This window comes from Staphylococcus sp. 231237_7MaSpsaltlick, from assembly GCF_043107035.1.
In genome coordinates, this window is record NZ_JBICNX010000011.1 from 58,036 (window position 1) to 76,632 (window position 18,597).

Consider the following 18,597-nt stretch of genomic DNA (forward strand, 5'->3'; position numbering starts at 1 on the left):
TATATTGTAGTTTTCTATGCTTTATCCTTATATATTTTAACAAAATCCATATATAAGTTCTAGTTGTGAACGCTATGTTTATGAGTTATCCTCATCTTTTTTTAATTTTTTTAGGATGCTTGAAAATTGTTTAATATCTCCTTTGTTTTGACGATAACTTTCTAAAGATTGCTCGAAAAATTGTTTGTAGTTACTTCTGATTAAACGATCATCAAAAGACACAATAATTCCTTTATCATTTTCACTACGGATCAATCTGCCAAGACCTTGTCTAAATCGAGTAACTGCATCCGGTAAAACATATTCTTTAAAAGTTGAAGTGAACTCTGATTCCATAAGCCAATATTTAGTATTGTTTTGATTCATAAATGGTAATTTAGCAATCATGACACATTTAATTCCATTTGATTCAAAATCAAATCCTTCGAAAAAGGTACCTGTGCCCAGTAATATAGCTTTATTAAAACTATTAAATTGTTGAACGATTTTATAATTTTGATTTTGTTGTTGCGTTAATACGACATAATCCTCAAATTCAGGTAATTCATTTAATAATTCTTGTACCATATGCATCATTTTATAACTTGTGAAAAGTATCAAACATTTAGATTCTACGATGTTTACGTACTCAATCACATAATTGACGATTGAACTGACATAGTCATTAATACTCTTATAATTATAAGAAGTAACATCATTTGGTATGAACACTGTAGTTTGATTAGGAGACATCACTGTAGAGTCTATTTCATAAGTATTAAAATCTATATCTTTGTTAAACCAATGTTTGAAGTTATCAAACGTATGGTTGAAAGTTAATGTACCTGATATGAAAGTAAGTGAATTAAATTTGTCTAACACTTGTTTTGTCAGTATTTCTTTTACTCCATAATCTTTCACGTTTAACTTAATTGTTGATTTTTGATTTAAGTTTTTGATTGAAAGATAGCTGGTATGGTTATTTTTGAGACTGTGCTCTATTTCTTTAAAACGATCATTAATGTATAAAAATTGTTTACGCACAGATTTAATTGATTTATGGCTCATTCCATTGAAAAATTCTAATGTCATATTTAATTTATGAATAATAGCATGTAAATCATTTAAAATTGGTGTGACGTCAAAATGATAAACGAAATGTAATTTATGAACTTCGTCATCCTGGATTTCTGAAGCTTGAATAATATCATACATAGTCGAGAACAACTGTTCATTCAAGTCATGAATTTCATTTACAGTAGTTTTTAAACCAAATACATCTATTGGTGGTATATCTAGTTTTTCTAATATTCTTTGCTGTTCCAAATTATCTATAGATTTAAGTAGTTTTTCATTTTCTGTCTTACCAATTAAGCCTAGCTGATATTTAATATCTGAATAACTGAGTTCATTTGTAACTTGATTTAAGGCGTAATCTGGCAATCTGTGAGCCTCATCTATAATACAGTCATCAAATAATTGATAAATTGAGTTATCATGTGCGGCATGTATTAAATGGGCATGATTTGTAATACCTATTTGAATATTTTGTGCATTGCGTTTAATAAAATTGAAATAATTAATGTCATTTCGAACAGGTACATACGTTTCTAGTTTTTGTTCGAAATACATTTTCTGGCCGCCTTTTAAATCTAGCTCTTGTATATCACCAGTAGCTGTTTCTGTAATCCATATAAGTAATTGCATTTTTAAAATACTAACTTCATAGTTACTAGAATCTTCTTTTAATATTTGGCTAATTAAGCCTAATGAAATATAATCGCGCTTACTTTTAATTAAAGTTGCGTTTATTTTGTAATCTAGCGCACGTTTTAATGCTGGGATGTCTTTTTCCAATAATTGATTTTGTAATAGTTTTGTATTAGTAGAAATCATTACATGTTTGCCTGTTTCAATGTTGTACATGAGAGAAGCTAGCAAATAAGCAAATGACTTCCCGCTTCCTAAAGGCGCCTCAATCATTGCTTTTTCACTGTGCATGAGTTGTTCTAGAATGATTTCAGACAGATATAATTGTTGTGGACGGTACGTTAAACCTAGTTCTTTTGTTACGTGTGTGTAGAGTTCTTTTAATGTACCACTAAAGTTAACGGTCGGCGCTTTAAAGTCGATTTGTTTTTTATATATAATCTGTTCAAATTGCTCATATTGGTTGTCTAATGACTGTATACTATGATTACGTACCATTTCGAATAAAATATCATGTAAATCATATTTTAAGTTTTTGCTGAGATAGTAGAGTTGTTTAAGTGTATCTAATGGTAGTGATTCAAATTTAGTGAAAGCCATAATCATTAATTTTGCTGTTGTAGCAGCATCTTCGTCTGCCCGATGCGCATTTGTTAAAACAATGCCGTGAGTCTCCGCTAATTCGCTTAATTGATAGCTTTTGTCTGTTGGAAATGCAACTTTAAATAATTCTAAGGTATCCATAACTTTTTTTGGACGATATTTAATATTGCAATTTTTAAAAGATTTTTTTATGAAATTTAAATCAAATGCAACGTTATGTGCGACAAATATACAACCTTCTATTTGTTTGTATATATCCTCGGCAACTTCATGAAAATAAGGCGCTTGATTTAACATTTCTTCTTCTATTGAAGTTAAAGCTTGAATAAAAGGAGGAATTTCTAAATCTGTTTTTATCATTGAATGATAAGTGCCAATAATTTTGTTTTCGCGCACAAATGTAATACCTATTTGAATAATTTCATCGTAATCTAATTGATTACCTGTTGTTTCTAAGTCGACAACAGCATAACACGGTTTTGTCATATCGGTTCCTCCTTTCATCGTTATTTTGTTTATAATTCAATATCTGCACTCATCAATTGATGTTGTTGATTATGTTCATCATCAACAATTAAATAGCCGTTATCGTCAATGTCTACTGCTTCGCCTAGGAACTGATCACCATTTTCAGTAAATTTTAATTGCTTATTCCAAATATTTGAGACTTCTATATATTCTTGGCGAATTGTAGCAAAAGGTTCTTTTAAAAATTGTGCGTAACGATATTCTATTTGTTGAATAAGTAGTTGTAAAAATTCATAGCGATTTATTTTTTTATTTCCTTGTATACGCATGCTCGTAGCTTTTTGCGAAAGCTCACCATCGAAATCAGTTTGTGTTTGATTCATGTTTATACCAATACCACATATAACCGCTTCTATACCATCACTATTTGCTACCATTTCTGTTAAAAATCCACAAACTTTTTTATTATTAATATAGATATCGTTTGGCCATTTAACAGAAACTGAGGCGTTGCTGAAAGATTGTATTGCATCGCGAATGCCTAAAGCCATAAATAAATTGAATTTTGTTATCATATCAAATGGAACATTGGGTCGCAATACAATCGACATCCACAAACCTTTTCCTCGTGTAGATAGCCATGGACGGTTAAAACGTCCTTTGCCTTTTGTCTGTTCGTCACTGAGTATTAAAAAAGTATCAGTATTTCCAACTAGCTTTTGTTTAGCTAGTAATTGTGTGGAATCTACATTTTCGAAAACTTCAATATGTTTAAATAGCTGTTGCGTGTTTATACTAGGTATAACAATTCCACTATACCATTTATCTGGTAGTTGCATTAACCGATGACCTTTATGGTTTATGGATTCAATTTGACAACCTTCTGATTTAAGTTGATCTATAACTTTTTTAACAGCAGTTCTGGAAATGGATAATTGTTCAGCGATAAATTGGCCTGAAATATATTCATAATGATATTGATATAACATGTGTATAACTTCTTTACTATATTTAGACATGTGTTTTCACCCACTTTATTAATTCAGGTTGATAGTTGTTTACTTCACCTGCTATAATAGCCCGTTCAATTTCTCGTAACGTTGCTTTGAGCCATGGTCCACTTGGTTTATCAGTTACTGTTAAAATATCTTTGCCGTTGATATCTACTTCTTTTCTCGAGTGTATTGGCAGCGTTTGCGCTACTTCTACAATTGTTCTACTATTTATAATGAATGGAGAATTCGTTGCTATGTTATTCACTTTTAAAGTATCAGCATAACTCAATACTTCTAATATATCTTCTTTACCATAATCATAAACAAATAATTTAAGTTGCAATTTTGTTTGTACTTTAGGAATATCCTCTATTATTTCAATGATTTTATTAATATATTTTTTCTCTTGATTGCTCATTTTTAAATCAGAAATATTTGAAGTCGTATTAGGTTGTTGAACTTTTAATAATGCAATAAACACTGTGAGTGGCATAGGTTGTTCTATAATGATTTTTGACAAATCAAAATGTTTAAAGAACGGCATATAAGAAAATGCTTGAAATTGTTTTAGATTATTAAAACTTTGTTTAATCGCATTACCAAGCATTAACTTCTTAAGTTCAACGACGATGCGTTCAATTGATAAATGACTGATATCTGAAATATGTTGCTCCATTGCGTTAAAAGTATCAGTATCTAATTGAAAACCTAATTGAGACTGAAAACGTAACCCTCTAATGATACGAAGTGCGTCTTCATTAAAGCGTTCTGATGGATCACCCACTGTTCTGATTACTTTATCAGCAATATCTTGTTGCCCATTAAAATAATCATGAATTTGATAATGCATATCCATAGCAATCGCATTCATCGTGAAATCTCTACGCTTTACGTCTTCGAATAAATTTCTAACAAAATAAACTTCATTTGGTCGGCGATGGTCGATATATTCACCTTCAGCTCGAAAGGTGGTCACTTCATATTGTTCACCTTGGTAAACAACATTAATCGTACCATGTTCCCTACCTATGGGGATGGTTTTTTCAAATATCGACTCGATTTCATCCGGAGTGGCACTTGTTGTGATATCAATATCATGGATTGATTTATTCATGATATAGTCTCTGACAGAACCGCCTACATAGTATGCTTGGAAACTGTGCGATTGTAAATTTTCTAAAATGGGTTTAGCTTTTTCAAATAAAGTATTAGTCATTGTTACCCTCTAACATTTTTTTGTAATAATATTCATATTGATCAGCAATTAAATCAGATGAGAACCGAGCTGACACATCTTTTAACATATTTTGTTGGATGTTTTTATAGAGTTTTATATCTGTTAATAATTGAATTGCATATTCACTCGCTTGTGTACTATCCCCGACATCTACTATAAAGCCAGTTTCATCATGTTTAATAACTTCCTTTATGCCTCCTGCAGTAGAACCAATAGGTACGACTCCAGATTTCATTGCTTCTAATAAAGTTAGTCCGAAACTTTCTTTTTCACTCAAAAGTAATACCAAGTCTGATATTTGATAAAACTCGCTTACCCAATTCTGCTTACCTAAAAATAAAACGGCATCTTCAATACCTAAATCCCGTGCTTTCTTCTTCATATCCATCAATTCTGGGCCATCGCCTAACAAAATTAACTTTGAAGGTAAAGCTTGATGAACTTTTGCAAAGGTATCTATAATTGTATCAATTCGTTTAACGGTTCTAAAGTTAGATACATGTATTAATACCTTTTCATCTGGTTTTATACCATAGCAAGATTTCAAGCGGTCATCATCCTGTGTTGGTTGATCAGGTTTAACAGGAAACTCTTTCTCTCTAACAAAGTTATATATTGGAACAATGCGCTTATCAGTTTCAATGATATCGTACGTTTGCTCTGCGAGTGATTGACTTACGCTTGTAACAATATCACTACCTTCTATTCCAAATTTAATGGCATTTTTTAATGAGTGATCATAGCCTAAAACGGTGATATCTGTACCATGTAGTGTAGTCATAATTTTTATATCTTTGTTAGACATATGTTTTGCTAAAATACCACATACTGCGTGAGGAACTGCATAATGCATATGTAATAGGTCCAAATCATACTCATTTATGACTTCTGCTATCTTTGTACTTAGCGTAATATCGTAAGGTGGGTATTGAAAAACTGCGTATTGATTCACTTCTACTTGATGAAATGTGATATTTGGTAATGGTTTACGTATTCTAAAAGGAATATTGGAAGTGATGAAATGAATATCATGTCCACGTTCAGCAAGTTTTATGCCTAACTCTGTAGCTATAATGCCTGAACCACCCATAGATGGATAACAAGTGATGCCTATTTTCATAAGGCGGGACATCCTTTCTTAATTGTTTATATTATTTACGTTCGAATCTATTTTTATCTCGAGTATTAAATTTTTCCATTGTTTCATTAAAGCTTTCTGTTAAATCTATATCTAAAGAATTCGCAATACACATTAATACGAATAAATTGTCACCTAGTTCTGCTTTAATTGTATTTTCAGCTTCTGACGATTTTTTCTTTTTTTCACCATAATAATGGTTAATTTCTCTCGACAGTTCACCTACTTCTTCAGTTAAACGCGCAAGGTTTGCCAAAGGAGAAAAGTATCCAGTTTTGAATTGACCAATATAGTCATCAACTTCTATTTGCATATCTTTCATAGACTTCATTTTAAACGCCTCACATTCCTATAGGTTTCTTATATAGTATAGACTAATTTTATGTTTCATGCATTATTCCTGCAACAGTTAAGACTTATGTCATACATATTTAAACTAATTGATTGTTGAGTAGGATTTTTGTAATTGTATAAGACTTTTGTGATGTTTTATATGATGTCAAAAATGAACTAACGTACTGGACCTGGGTTAAACAAAACAATCAATCAAATTTAGCATAAAAAAGGAGGCTAAGACATTTACAAATGTCCCAGCCTCAAAATATTAGATTAATATTTGCGATCTAATATAAAAATCGAGCTTTCTAATAAGCTGTTTAATTATTAGCCATCTAAGCCAAAGTAACGAATCCTTATTTAAAAAGCTTCTACATCACTTTAATTTATATAACTATTCACTAGATCTAGCAATAAGGATAAATCTTGCAAGTTCTGCTAATGCTACTGCAGTTGATGCAACATAAGTCATTGCTGCAGCTGTCAGTACTTTCTTAGCATGACGATATTCCTTTTCGTTAACAATGTTTAAACTTTGAATTTGTTTCATTGCTCTACTGCTTGCATTGAATTCCACAGGCAATGTAACGATAGAGAAAAGGACTGCAAATGACATGAATGCAATACCAATCCACAGTGCAGTTGAACCTAAAGTGCTTTGTAAACTCGTTAAAACGATACCAGCAAAAACGGCTAAATATCCAATTGAACTACCGAGATTAGCGAGTGGTACTAACGACGTTCTGAATCTTAGGAAGAAATAACCTTGCGCGTGTTGGATTGCGTGGCCGACTTCGTGCGCCGCAATAGCTGTTCCGGCAACAGAAGGTCTACTAAAGTTGGCTGGCGATAATACAAGTACTTTTTTCCTAGGATCGTAGTGGTCAGTTAAGAAACCTTTTCCTTCAACCACATCTACATCATAAATACCATTTGCATGCAAGATTTCTAAAGCAACTTCTTGACCAGTCTTTCCACTTGTTGATCTAACTTGTGAATATTTTTCGTAATTAGATTTAACTTTATGTTGTGCCCATAGAGGTAACACCATTAAAATAACAAAGTATATAATCATATAGATAAAAGACAAAAACCTCACTCCTTTATAAACATTTTACTGTGAACATCAATGGTGGTCAAATATTTTATCTTTTTTAAATCGAGTTAAATATAAATAAAGTATTAATGGAATTAAGCTTAACCAAAATGCTAGGTAGGCAACACCTTCTAAGTGACTTGCAATAAAATCATAATAAGGATATTGCATAAACACATAATCTATAATGTCATTGTGAAATACCCATATCATAGCAATAACAAAGGCAGTTATTGAAATTTTAAATCTTGGATAAAATAACAATGCCTCGATAGCCATAATGCCATGTGAAAGTATGAGCATACACCCTGTGATTGTAACTGTGTCATATTGAATAAACATGATTATATTCATTATAACTGCCCAAACGCCATATTTAATAAGTGAGACGAAAGCTAGGGCTTCAAATACTGGGATGTTCTTACCTAATATGAAAGCAATAATTACGAAACATAAAAATAGTGAAGCGGTTGGACTATCTGGTACAAATATTTTGAAGTGAGGTTCAGTAATACTTAATTGCTCACCGTACCAAATATAGCCATAGATTGTACCTAACAAGTTACACAAAAGTAAAAAGTAAAGTATACCTTTATGATACAACATTAATTCCCAAAGTGATTTTATATTCATACTGTCAATCCTTCGTTGTTATATTTACATTTCTTAATTTAAAAGTATTAAGTATTTGTGATAATTGATAAAACAAATCACTATCATGTAATTGTAAGCTTAAATCAATATTATCTTGTAAATGCGTGATAATAGAAGCTTCACTTTGTTTTGAAAGTGGGATTTGATAGATGTCTTGAATATATAATGCATAATATGGCGAATGTAGTAATTGTTTGATTAGTAAGTCATCTAATCTCGCTTCCCTATCTTGTTCATCATTAAAATTCAATTTAATATCAAACGACAATTGATTGTGAGCGATATGCTCAAAAATTTCATTACTATTAATCATTTGTTGGCCTTTATATTTAAATTTAATACCCTGTTGCTCAGAGTTTAACATAGAGATTTCAAGCGTATTATGTGTATCGATACGTTCATCTACAAAATGAACATTTTGTAGTAATTCTGGCGAAGATTTGAGTAAGTTTAATACCCATACACTAATCCTAGACTTGAACTCATATTGAAAGAGTAAATATTCTATGAAAGTTGCTTTTGATTGTTGTAGGGTATCAAACATTTAACTCACCTTCCTGTACTTAAAAAGACGCCAATCTTTCTGCTTCATCATGCCATATCTCATTGGTTGGTTCTAATTCAAGTAATTGGTCTAATAATTTTTTAGCTAACTCAATTTGACCGATTTCTATTACGTAAAAATAATAGTCACTTAAAAATGCAGATTGAGTTTGTAATGTGTCGTATGCTAATTCAAAGAAATGCTGTGCTTCTTTATCACGTTCTTCTTGCCCCAATGCATATGCGAGATGCCACATAAATACTGGGTCTAAATCTTCTTCGTCTACATATTTTAATAAACCAATAAGCGACTCATAATCTTCTTCTTGTCTATATAAATCACTTAATATTAATAATGGTTCTTGATATGCATTATCTACTTCGAGTGCTTGAATCAGTAATTGGACACCTTCATTAGCGTCCCCATGTTCTAATTGAATACTACCAGTTGATACCATCAATTCTTTATAAAATTGTGTTAATCTTAACCCTTCTTTACCGATTTCAATCGCATCGGCATGGTTGTGTTCATTTTCATATAACTGTTGTAAATAGAAATATGCTTGTAGAAAATCAGGGTCTTTGGATAATAATGTTTGAACTAATTTAATAGCTTCTTGAGAGAGGTCATTTTTTTCATAAGCAATAGCTTTTTTGAAATAATCTTCTGAATCCATCTCATCTTCATTAATTTCATCAAACATTTTAATAGCATCGCTATAGTTACCACTTTGCAAACTGCAATCGGCTAAACGAGAAAATAAATTTACACCGTTCACTTCATATTCTCCCGTCTCAAGTACGGTCTCGTATTCTGAAGTTGCACGTAAGTATTGACCATCAAAGTATAGTATCTCAGCAAGTGCATAATGAATAATTGGATCATTTGGTTCAATGTCAATCGCTTCATCAAGTTTACTGATTGCGACTTCAAGCATATTTAATTGTTGATATAAATCTGCTTCTAGCATTAAGCGCTCTGTTGATATTTCAACTTCACTTAAATACTCTAAAGCTTCATCTGTGTGGTTTTCAGCCATTAATCCTTCAATAAAGTATATTAATAACTCACTTTCATCAGGATATTTATGGTAAAGCGTACGGAATACTTCTAAACCTTGCGGCATCAATCCATAATTGTATAATGTTTCACCTAGAATAAATAAAGCATCGTCTTTTGGAGAACTTAATGCATCATTAACACGGGTGTCTAGGTTATCTAATTTTTGTAAGTTGATATCATCTATTAATTTATAGATATCTTCCATACTTTTATCCCTCTTTTTCTAATTGTTTTAACTTTGATAAGAATCCTGGGAAAGAAACATTAACTGCATCAAATTGATTTATTGTAATTTCCTTATCGGTTAATAGTGAGGCAACTGCTAACATCATACCAATACGGTGATCCGTAAAGCTATCGACAGTTGCAGTTTGTTCTAAAGCTGATGGATGGATAATTATACCATCATTCGTAGGTTGTAACATAAAACCAAGTAAATTCAACATATTTGCAGTTGTATCGATTCTATTAGTTTCTTTTACTTTTAGTTCTTCAGCTTCTTTAACTATACTTGTACCTTTAGCTTGTGTGCAAAGTAAAGCAACGATAGGAATCTCATCGATTGCTCTAGGCACTAAATCACCATCAATATGAATAGGTTTCATGTCCGGAGAGTATTGTACTCGTATGGATGCAGTTGGTTCTGGCCCATCAGTTTGATTGAATAAGGTAATATTCCCTTCCATTTGTGTCACGATATCAATAATACCTGAACGAGTTGGGTTAATGCCAACATTGTGTATTGTAATATCACTTCCGGGTGTAATCAAGCCAGCTACAATAAAGTATGCTGCTGAAGATATATCGCCAGGAACATGGAAATCTGTAGGTTTAATATGCTCAATACCGCGCTCGTGTATATCTATCATTTTATCTCTTGTTGAAACAGGGATGTGATATTGTTGGAACATCGTTTCCGTATGGTTTCTAGAAGTATCAAATTCTTTGATTGTCGTTGGTTCTTCAGCGAATAAACTTGCGAACAATATCGCACTTTTAACTTGTGCGCTGGCAACTTCCATTTCGTATGAAATACCTTTGATTTTAGCAGGTTTGATAATTAAAGGTGTATAGTTATCATCAATACCTGTAATATTAGCTTGCATTAATTTTAAAGGTTTCATAATTCTATCCATTGGTCGTTTCCCTATAGATTCGTCACCTGATAACACAGTCTCTATTCCAAGACCGCTCAGTAACCCAGCAACTAAACGTGTAGTTGTACCTGAATTCCCTGTGTATAAAACTTGATGTGGTGTTTTGAAATGTTTATATCCTGGAGAATCGATTTCTATTTTATCTTCAGATACTTTAATATCAGCGCCTAATAATTTAAATATTTCAACCGTACGCAAACAGTCTTCACCAAGTAAAGGTTTATATATTGTTGATTTTCCTGAGGCTAGAGAACTGAGCATAATCGCTCTATGTGTCATGGATTTATCTCCAGGTACTTCAATTTCACCGACTAACGGTCCATTAATATCTATCGTCTTACTATTTACCAAATCAGTCACCTACTTCTTAAAATATGTTTTAAATGTTTCAAAGGCTTGAGAAAGCGTTGTGTAATCAATGTGCTTCACAACTGGATTTCCAATATCGTTGAGGAGTACCATTTGCACACCTTGATCATCATTTTTCTTGTCGTTAAGCATTAGTTGATATAAAGGTTCAAAATCTAAAGCATTAATGACATCTAATGGATAGTTTAAATCACTAAGATAATTTACATAATGTGCAACATCAAATGATTTATTAAGTGTTATATTCGCAACTATAAATTGAAAAACAATGCCTATCATAACGGCGTGACCATGCGGAATTTTAAGTTTATATTCAACGGCATGACCGAATGTATGTCCTAAGTTAAGAAATTTACGCACGTTTGATTCTTTCTCGTCTGCTACAATAATATTTAATTTTGTCTGAACACCTTTGTATAGATAATATTCGATTTCATTAAGTGATTTAAGTGCTTGTTCGTCTGGGTATTGTGATTCAATATGATTTACCGATTCAATATCATTTAATAAAGCATGTTTATAAACTTCTGCATAACCACTTAAAATTTCTGAATATGGTAATGTATTTAAAAAGTTTAAATCGTAAATGACTGCTTTAGGTCTATAAAAAGCACCAATAAGATTTTTACCATATTTAGAATTAACACCTACCTTACCACCAACACTTGAATCATGAGCTAAGATGGTAGTTGGTACTTGTATGAAATCAACACCTCTTAATAAAGTTGCAGCTAGGAACCCAGTAAAATCACCAGTGGCGCCTCCGCCAATAGCTATTAAACAAGTATTTCTTGTTAATTGTTTACTTAACAACGATTCAATCGTTTCTTCATAAAATGCTAGTGTTTTTGTTGTTTCACCAGAAGGTATGATAAGTTTATGTGCTTCATATTCAGTGGCGATGAAGTTAGTAATATGACTCCATTCGTTTTCAACTTTTTGATCTATAACAAGGACGATATCTTTATAATTTTTAATATAATCACGTAATTGATCGAGAGCATGATGTTCAATAATAATTGGATAGTTATTAGATTTATAAGTCGTTTCTAATTTCATATAATCACCTTATTATTTCTTAAATTTTAATTTGTTGACTAGTATTCAATATTTAATAAGCGACGTTCCTTGATTTGAGATTGTAATTGCTCAATATGATTACATTGAAACTCTTCTAGTAATGCTTTTGCTAATTCAAAAGCGACTACGTTTTCAACAACGACGCTTGCAGCAGGCACAGCACAACTGTCAGAACGCTCAATTGACGCTTTGAATGATTCTTTAGTATTGATATCTACTGAGTTCAAAGGCTTGTAAAGTGTAGGAATAGGTTTCATTACACCGTTGACTATAATTGGCATACCATTTGACATACCACCTTCAAAACCACCTAAGTGATTTGACCCTCTATAATAACCATTTTCCGTATCATATAATATTTCATCTTGTATTTCGCTGCCAGGTTTCTCGGCGGCCTTGAAACCTTCTCCAAAACTTACACCTTTAAAAGCGTTAATACTTACTACGCCTTGTGCAATTCTGCCATCAAGTTTACGATCGTAATGAACATAACTACCAATACCCACAGGCACACCTTCAATAATAGTTTGAACCACACCACCAATTGTATCGCCGGCTTTTTTAGCTGCGTCAATTTTATCACGCATGGCTTGCGCAATTTCATCATTAACGACACGCACATCATTTTTATCAATATTAGATTTAATTGTATCGATATCATATTCTAAATCATCTTTAATACCGCCGATTTCTACTACTCTACTGTAAAAATTAATATCTAATTGTTTTAGTAATATTTTAGAAACTGCACCAACAGCTACTCGTGCAGCTGTTTCTCTTGCTGAAGAACGTTCTAAGACATTTCTTAAATCTCTATGGTTATATTTCATACCACCAATTAAATCTGCGTGTCCTGGACGAGGTTTAGTAATTACACGCTTCATATTATCTTGGTCTTCTTCACTGATTGGATCTGCGCCCATGATTTTTTTCCAATGTGTAAAATCATCATTAGTGACTATAAGCGTGATAGGACTACCTAAAGTATAGCCATTTCTTACACCAGATACGATTTCAACAGAATCTTTTTCAATTTGCATGCGTCTCCCGCGTCCGTATCCGCCTTGTCTTTTAAACATTTCTTCGTTAATGTCAGCAACATTGATTTCTAAGTTTGCTGGAACACCTTCAATAATTACAGTTAACTGCGGTCCGTGTGACTCACCAGAAGTTAAATATCTCATACTTTACCCACTCCGTTCTTTAATACTTTAAATTGATATATGTTCTATATCTTATCATATTCAATTGTTCAAATTAACAGAAAAATTTACAAATGATGATTCTTCTTAAATTTTTGCCGTTAGAATGTTATTTTTCAGTGTAACATTTAAACATTTTTATTAATATTAAATTTTGTTTTTAAATGGTTACGATACCATAATTTTAAATGATTTATCATGCATAAAGATTTAAAAGAATACTGTAATTCGACAAAAAAATATAAAAAAAGCGATGACTTTCACTTTATATCAGTAAAAGTCATCGCTTTTTTATTTTCTAAAATAAGTTTTTTTCGAATTATTTTAGAAGTATTTCAATTATTCATATAACCATTCTTCACGCGATTCAGTATAATCACTTAATTCTTCTGCTTTAAACCAAAGATTAATTTCTTTGTTAGCTGATTCTACTGAGTCTGAACCATGAATAATATTTCTACCTACTGTTAAACCTAAGTCTCCACGTATTGTACCTGGAGTTGCTTCAGACGGATTTGTTTTGCCGATGATGTGGCGAGCAACGTGTACAGCATCTTCACCTTCAACAACCATTGCAAATACTGGGGCTGATGTAATGAAGCTAATTAAGTGTTTATAGAAAGGTTTGTCTGTATGTTCTGCATAATGTTCCTCAGCAAGTGCTTGTGGTACAGTCATAAACTTACCACCTACAAGTTTTAGTCCTTTTCTTTCAATACGAGAAATAATTTCCCCTATTAGATTTCTTTGCACTGCATCCGGTTTAATCATTAAAAATGTTCTTTCCATTGTGTGTTTATCCCCCTGTTTGTTATGTATCAATGTACTTTAATTTTTCAAAAACATATAGAATTGCATATGTATCAAAATAAAAGTATGTTTTGAAGCACATTAATATATTAACAGTTAATTAAAGCGCTTTCAATGGTTTTCACACAAGTTACACATTTCTTTTCCCAACTTTTTTAATTAGCTTCTTAAATAGTGGTTTTGAATCTTCGTTTTCTAATTGGTCGATTAAGTAAAGAGCCTTATCTAAATACTTGTCGCTGATTGCCTGAGCCTGTTGTATAACATTAGAATTTTTCACATGATTAATACAATAATCAAATGTTTCTTGGCTACTATTTGCATTTAATTGTTGTATGAGTGACTTAAATTCTTCGTTTTTTTTCATCTCTAATAGCACTGGAAGCGTAAGATGACCGTTCATTAAATCACTACCAACTGGTTTCCCTAATTTTTTTTCGGTGCTTGTAAAGTCTAGGAGGTCATCGACGATTTGAAAGCTCATACCAATATAATGTCCTATCATTTTCAAATTGTGAATTGTTTTAGCATCTGCTCCTGAAGCGATTGCCCCTACCTCAGTGGATAATTGAATAAGTAATGCAGTTTTACGGTTAATCCTACGCAAATAGTTGGTGATTGTTTGATTACCATTGAACTGATCTTGGAATTGATATAATTCACCCATACAGACTTCTACAATCGCATTTGATATAACATTATGTACACGATTGTCTTCTACGTTAGATATATGCTCAAGTCCGCGAGCTAATAAGAAGTTGCCTGTGAGTATGGCTGTGTTTTGATCCCATTTTTTTGCTATAGTCAAGCTGCCTCTTCGTTTATCACTTTTATCTATAACGTCATCATGTACCAATGTTGCCATATGGATAAGTTCAAGCGCCACGGCAACACGGTAGACTTTTTCATTTCTTTCTTTACCAAATTGGCTGCTTAAAATTACAAAAGCGGGTCTGACTCGTTTGCCACCTGACGAGAACAAATGATATGACGCTGACTCAAGAATCTTGTCGTTGCTTTTTATAGACTGTTCTAACTGTTTTTCAATTTTTTTAATTTCGCTGTTCATGTTTAACTTTGCCACGCTAATCACCTTTGGTTGATTCATTTTATTTATAGCCAAGGTGCATTGCTGCAACGCCACCTGTAAAGCTACGGACTTTTATGTTGCTGAAACCAGCTTGTGTAAACAAGCGTTTCAATTTTTCTTTATCTGGAAAATCGAATGTAGATTGTTGTAACCATTCGTATTCGTCTTTAGACTTCGCAAATATTTTACCAAATATAGGCATTACGAATTTAAAATAAAGTTTGTAGCACTGTTTGAAAACAGGTGTCGTCGGTTGACTGGTTTCTAAACAAACAACCATTCCACCAGGTTTTAAAACACGGTTCAGTTCTTTTAAAGTTGCTAAATAATCAGGAACATTTCTTAAACCAAAACCAATAGTAACGTAATCAAATTCGTTGTCTTCAAAAGGTAAATTCATAGCATCACCATGTACAAGTTTTAAGTTATGCATATCTGATGTTTTACTTCTACCTACTTCAAGCATGTTTTCACTAAAGTCAACTCCGATCACTTCACCAGCTGGCCCTACCGCTTTACTTAATGAGATAGTCCAATCAGCTGTACCACAACATACATCCAGTGCCTTGCTACCAGATTTAACGTTCATTTCTTTCATAACACGTTTTCTCCATGTTTTGTGTTGTTCAAAGCTAATAATATTGTTAAGTCGATCATATTTACCAGAAATATTTTGAAAAACATTGTGTACTTGTTCTTTTTTTGCTTTATTATCTGCCATGTTAATTACCTCTTTTTGAATGTATTTCAGCTTTTAATTTATCTATAAAACCATCTAGTTTTTCTTTAGAAAATTCGCTTAAGTAAGAAGGGTGATGTTCAACTAAACTCGCTATCATTTTGTCATTGATAAAATTAATATTAACATCAGAGACATATCTTTTAATCGTAATAAGTGGAAAAGTATTTTCAATTTTTAAAATATAGTCACTAATAACGTTATTATCAATTGCGGCATGATGAATAGAAGATTTCATTTCATTCACTACAACAATTGCTGTACTAATTTCTTTTTGATAAATTGGATCATTTAGTTTTGCTAATAATGTATAAAAATGAGCGCTTAATAAGTCGCCGATTAAAATAGATTTTTTAGACGATAAAGTAGTTGAAACTTCGTCTAAGTGACGCATCGCAGTATCTATTGTGAGGCAAGCTAATTTAGCTTCTTGAGGTATCTCATAAGAATCAAGTATTTCTGCTAATGCTTGATTGATATAAATTGGTTCGTAATGATTTACACTGCTGAGCCGCTGTGCAATTTGAGTTTCTAAAATGCTGAATGTCGTTTCCATGTTCACACCTCACGTTATTATCCATATACATATTAACATTATATAGAGAAAAATAAAATCAACGTAAATCAAAGTAAAAGATATTTATGTAATATATGTTGAAAATACTCATATATTTGTAAAATCGAGTAATTGTTATATGTAAATTATTTAATAAATTCATTAATTTTCTGTAATTGTATCTCTACATTTATTTAAAATCGCTACTTCGAATGATATCACAATTATAAAGTTAAAAGATATATGATTTGAAGCTTTATAAAAAATCCCCTATATAAAAAGAAAAAGCCCCTAGAAAAGGGCTTTACTTTAAGTAAAGAATTATTTTACTGCATCTTTTAATGCTTTACCAGCTTTGAATGCTGGAACTTTGCTTGCAGGGATATCAATTTCTTTACCAGTTTGAGGGTTACGGCCTTTACGAGCAGCGCGTTCGCGTACTTCGAAGTTACCGAATCCAATTAATTGTACTTTTTCACCTTTAGAAAGTGATGATTGAATTGATTCGAATACTGCATCTACAGCTAAACCAGCTTCTTTTTTAGTTAAGTCGGCTTGTTCTGCAACAGCATTGATTAAATCTGTCTTGTTCATTATGAATTCACCTCCCCTAGGGTTAATAATGATAACTTAATATCATTATGCTATGACTTTAACACAACGATTACTGCTACTGCAATGATTTATGCGCAAAAAACGTTGAAATAATAGGATTTTGACAGTTAATTGATATAAATTAACTAAAAAGTGTAATAATACTTCGTTATTCTGCTTTTTTTCCACGTCCCATCAAGTCTTTAACGCTTTCATCAACAGGTCTGTTTTCAAACAATACGCTATAGAGAGCAGCAGTAATTGGCATGTCTACTCCGACCTCTTTAGCTAAGTGGTAAACAGATTTTGTTGTGTAGACACCTTCGACAACCATGTTCATTTCGTTTAAAGCTGTATCTAATGATTTACCTTCTCCTAATTTATAACCAAGTGTGTAGTTCCTAGAATGCGTTGAAGTACATGTTACAATTAAATCGCCAATGCCTCCTAAACCTAGAAATGTAATCGGATCTGCGCCTAACTTCTCACCTAAGCGGCTAATTTCAGCTAAGCCTCTAGTCATCAGTGCTGCTTTAGCGTTATCACCAAATCCCATACCTGATATAACACCACTAGCTACTGCAATAATATTTTTTAACGCACCACCCAATTCAACACCTACTAAGTCATCGTTTGTATAAACACGTAGATAATCATTCATAAAAAGATCTTGTGTTAATTGACTGACTTCAGGTGTTTTAGATGAAGCTGCTACAGTAGTTGGTTGCTTGATTACAACTTCTTCAGCATGACTTGGCCCAGATAGCACCCCAATTCCTGCGTTATGCTCTGATGAAATTGAATCCTCTAACATTTCAGAAACGCGTTTATATGTCTCGTTTTCAATTCCTTTAGCAACATGGATAAAGGTCTTCTTAGATGTTAATAGCGCATCAATTGATTTCGCTACTTCTCTCATTGCTTTAGTTGGTAAAGCCATTAAATAAACATCTGAAAATGATACAGCATTATTAATATCTAATGTTGCTTCTATTGTGTCATTGAGCTGCGCATTTTTTAAGTATTTGCTATTAATGTGTTGCGAATTAATCTCATTGATTGTTTGTACATTTTTTCCCCACATTAAAACTTGGTGTCCGTTTTCAGCTAAGACATTTGCTAATGCCGTACCAAAACTTCCTGTACCAAAGACAGTTACTTTAGACATGGAATCCCCC

The 18,597-nt window shown here is 32.3% G+C and carries 18 protein-coding genes; all 18 read right to left on the minus strand.

Features of this window, described 5'->3' with window-relative positions; genetic code table 11:
* Positions 1 to 78: 78 nt before the first annotated feature.
* The 18 genes from ACF91D_RS19315 to ACF91D_RS19400 all read right to left on the minus strand — a co-directional run bounded on the left by ACF91D_RS19315 (position 79) and on the right by ACF91D_RS19400 (position 18,587).
* Positions 79 to 2,778: a helicase C-terminal domain-containing protein gene (locus ACF91D_RS19315; protein WP_327620595.1), complete on the minus strand. Its 2,700-nt coding sequence runs from the start codon at positions 2,776 to 2,778 to the stop codon at positions 79 to 81.
* 29 nt (positions 2,779 to 2,807) lie between these two features.
* Entirely contained in the window at positions 2,808 to 3,779 is a 972-nt protein-coding gene (locus tag ACF91D_RS19320) for a biotin--[acetyl-CoA-carboxylase] ligase (RefSeq protein ID WP_039068337.1), read from the minus strand.
* On the minus strand, positions 3,772 to 4,971 hold the full coding sequence (locus ACF91D_RS19325) for a CCA tRNA nucleotidyltransferase (protein ID WP_107548828.1): 1,200 nt from the start codon (positions 4,969 to 4,971) through the stop codon (positions 3,772 to 3,774). The genes ACF91D_RS19320 and ACF91D_RS19325 overlap by 8 nt, the downstream gene beginning before the upstream one ends.
* Entirely contained in the window at positions 4,964 to 6,112 is a 1,149-nt protein-coding gene (gene bshA, locus ACF91D_RS19330) for an N-acetyl-alpha-D-glucosaminyl L-malate synthase BshA (protein WP_107548827.1), read from the minus strand. The genes ACF91D_RS19325 and bshA overlap by 8 nt, the downstream gene beginning before the upstream one ends.
* A 31-nt stretch (positions 6,113 to 6,143) precedes the next feature.
* Complete coding sequence (locus ACF91D_RS19335; RefSeq protein WP_039068340.1) at positions 6,144 to 6,461, minus strand: nucleotide pyrophosphohydrolase; 318 nt, start codon at positions 6,459 to 6,461, stop codon at positions 6,144 to 6,146.
* Positions 6,462 to 6,860: 399 nt separating this feature from the next.
* Positions 6,861 to 7,556 (minus strand): zinc metallopeptidase, encoded by a 696-nt coding sequence (locus ACF91D_RS19340; protein WP_069793051.1) that lies wholly within the window; start codon positions 7,554 to 7,556, stop codon positions 6,861 to 6,863.
* Between the two features lie 36 nt (positions 7,557 to 7,592).
* Positions 7,593 to 8,195, minus strand: a complete 603-nt coding sequence (locus ACF91D_RS19345) for a DUF1405 domain-containing protein (RefSeq protein ID WP_039068342.1) — start codon at positions 8,193 to 8,195, stop codon at positions 7,593 to 7,595.
* A gap of 4 nt (positions 8,196 to 8,199) precedes the next feature.
* Positions 8,200 to 8,760, minus strand: a complete 561-nt coding sequence (locus ACF91D_RS19350) for a YpiB family protein (RefSeq protein WP_327620594.1) — start codon at positions 8,758 to 8,760, stop codon at positions 8,200 to 8,202.
* A gap of 19 nt (positions 8,761 to 8,779) precedes the next feature.
* Complete coding sequence (locus ACF91D_RS19355) at positions 8,780 to 10,027, minus strand: tetratricopeptide repeat protein (protein ID WP_039068344.1); 1,248 nt, start codon at positions 10,025 to 10,027, stop codon at positions 8,780 to 8,782.
* A 4-nt stretch (positions 10,028 to 10,031) separates the two neighbouring features.
* Positions 10,032 to 11,330, minus strand: a complete 1,299-nt coding sequence (gene aroA / locus ACF91D_RS19360; RefSeq protein WP_327620699.1) for a 3-phosphoshikimate 1-carboxyvinyltransferase — start codon at positions 11,328 to 11,330, stop codon at positions 10,032 to 10,034.
* 9 nt (positions 11,331 to 11,339) lie between these two features.
* Complete coding sequence (gene aroB / locus ACF91D_RS19365) at positions 11,340 to 12,407, minus strand: 3-dehydroquinate synthase (RefSeq protein WP_327620593.1); 1,068 nt, start codon at positions 12,405 to 12,407, stop codon at positions 11,340 to 11,342.
* 38 nt (positions 12,408 to 12,445) lie between these two features.
* Complete coding sequence (gene aroC / locus ACF91D_RS19370) at positions 12,446 to 13,612, minus strand: chorismate synthase (protein WP_069793048.1); 1,167 nt, start codon at positions 13,610 to 13,612, stop codon at positions 12,446 to 12,448.
* Positions 13,613 to 13,969: 357 nt separating this feature from the next.
* Positions 13,970 to 14,419, minus strand: coding sequence for a nucleoside-diphosphate kinase (ndk, locus tag ACF91D_RS19375; protein WP_039068348.1), 450 nt, complete (start codon positions 14,417 to 14,419; stop codon positions 13,970 to 13,972).
* A gap of 151 nt (positions 14,420 to 14,570) precedes the next feature.
* A complete protein-coding gene (locus tag ACF91D_RS19380; RefSeq protein ID WP_176723096.1) occupies positions 14,571 to 15,524 on the minus strand; it encodes a polyprenyl synthetase family protein in 954 nt (317 codons plus the stop codon).
* Positions 15,525 to 15,549: 25 nt separating this feature from the next.
* Positions 15,550 to 16,251, minus strand: a complete 702-nt coding sequence (locus tag ACF91D_RS19385; protein WP_039068350.1) for a demethylmenaquinone methyltransferase — start codon at positions 16,249 to 16,251, stop codon at positions 15,550 to 15,552.
* Between the two features lies 1 nt (position 16,252).
* Complete coding sequence (locus ACF91D_RS19390) at positions 16,253 to 16,825, minus strand: hypothetical protein (RefSeq protein WP_039068351.1); 573 nt, start codon at positions 16,823 to 16,825, stop codon at positions 16,253 to 16,255.
* Between the two features lie 321 nt (positions 16,826 to 17,146).
* On the minus strand, positions 17,147 to 17,419 hold the full coding sequence (locus ACF91D_RS19395) for an HU family DNA-binding protein (RefSeq protein ID WP_002483248.1): 273 nt from the start codon (positions 17,417 to 17,419) through the stop codon (positions 17,147 to 17,149).
* A 169-nt stretch (positions 17,420 to 17,588) separates the two neighbouring features.
* Complete coding sequence (locus ACF91D_RS19400) at positions 17,589 to 18,587, minus strand: NAD(P)H-dependent glycerol-3-phosphate dehydrogenase (RefSeq protein WP_069793046.1); 999 nt, start codon at positions 18,585 to 18,587, stop codon at positions 17,589 to 17,591.
* Positions 18,588 to 18,597: the final 10 nt, after the last annotated feature.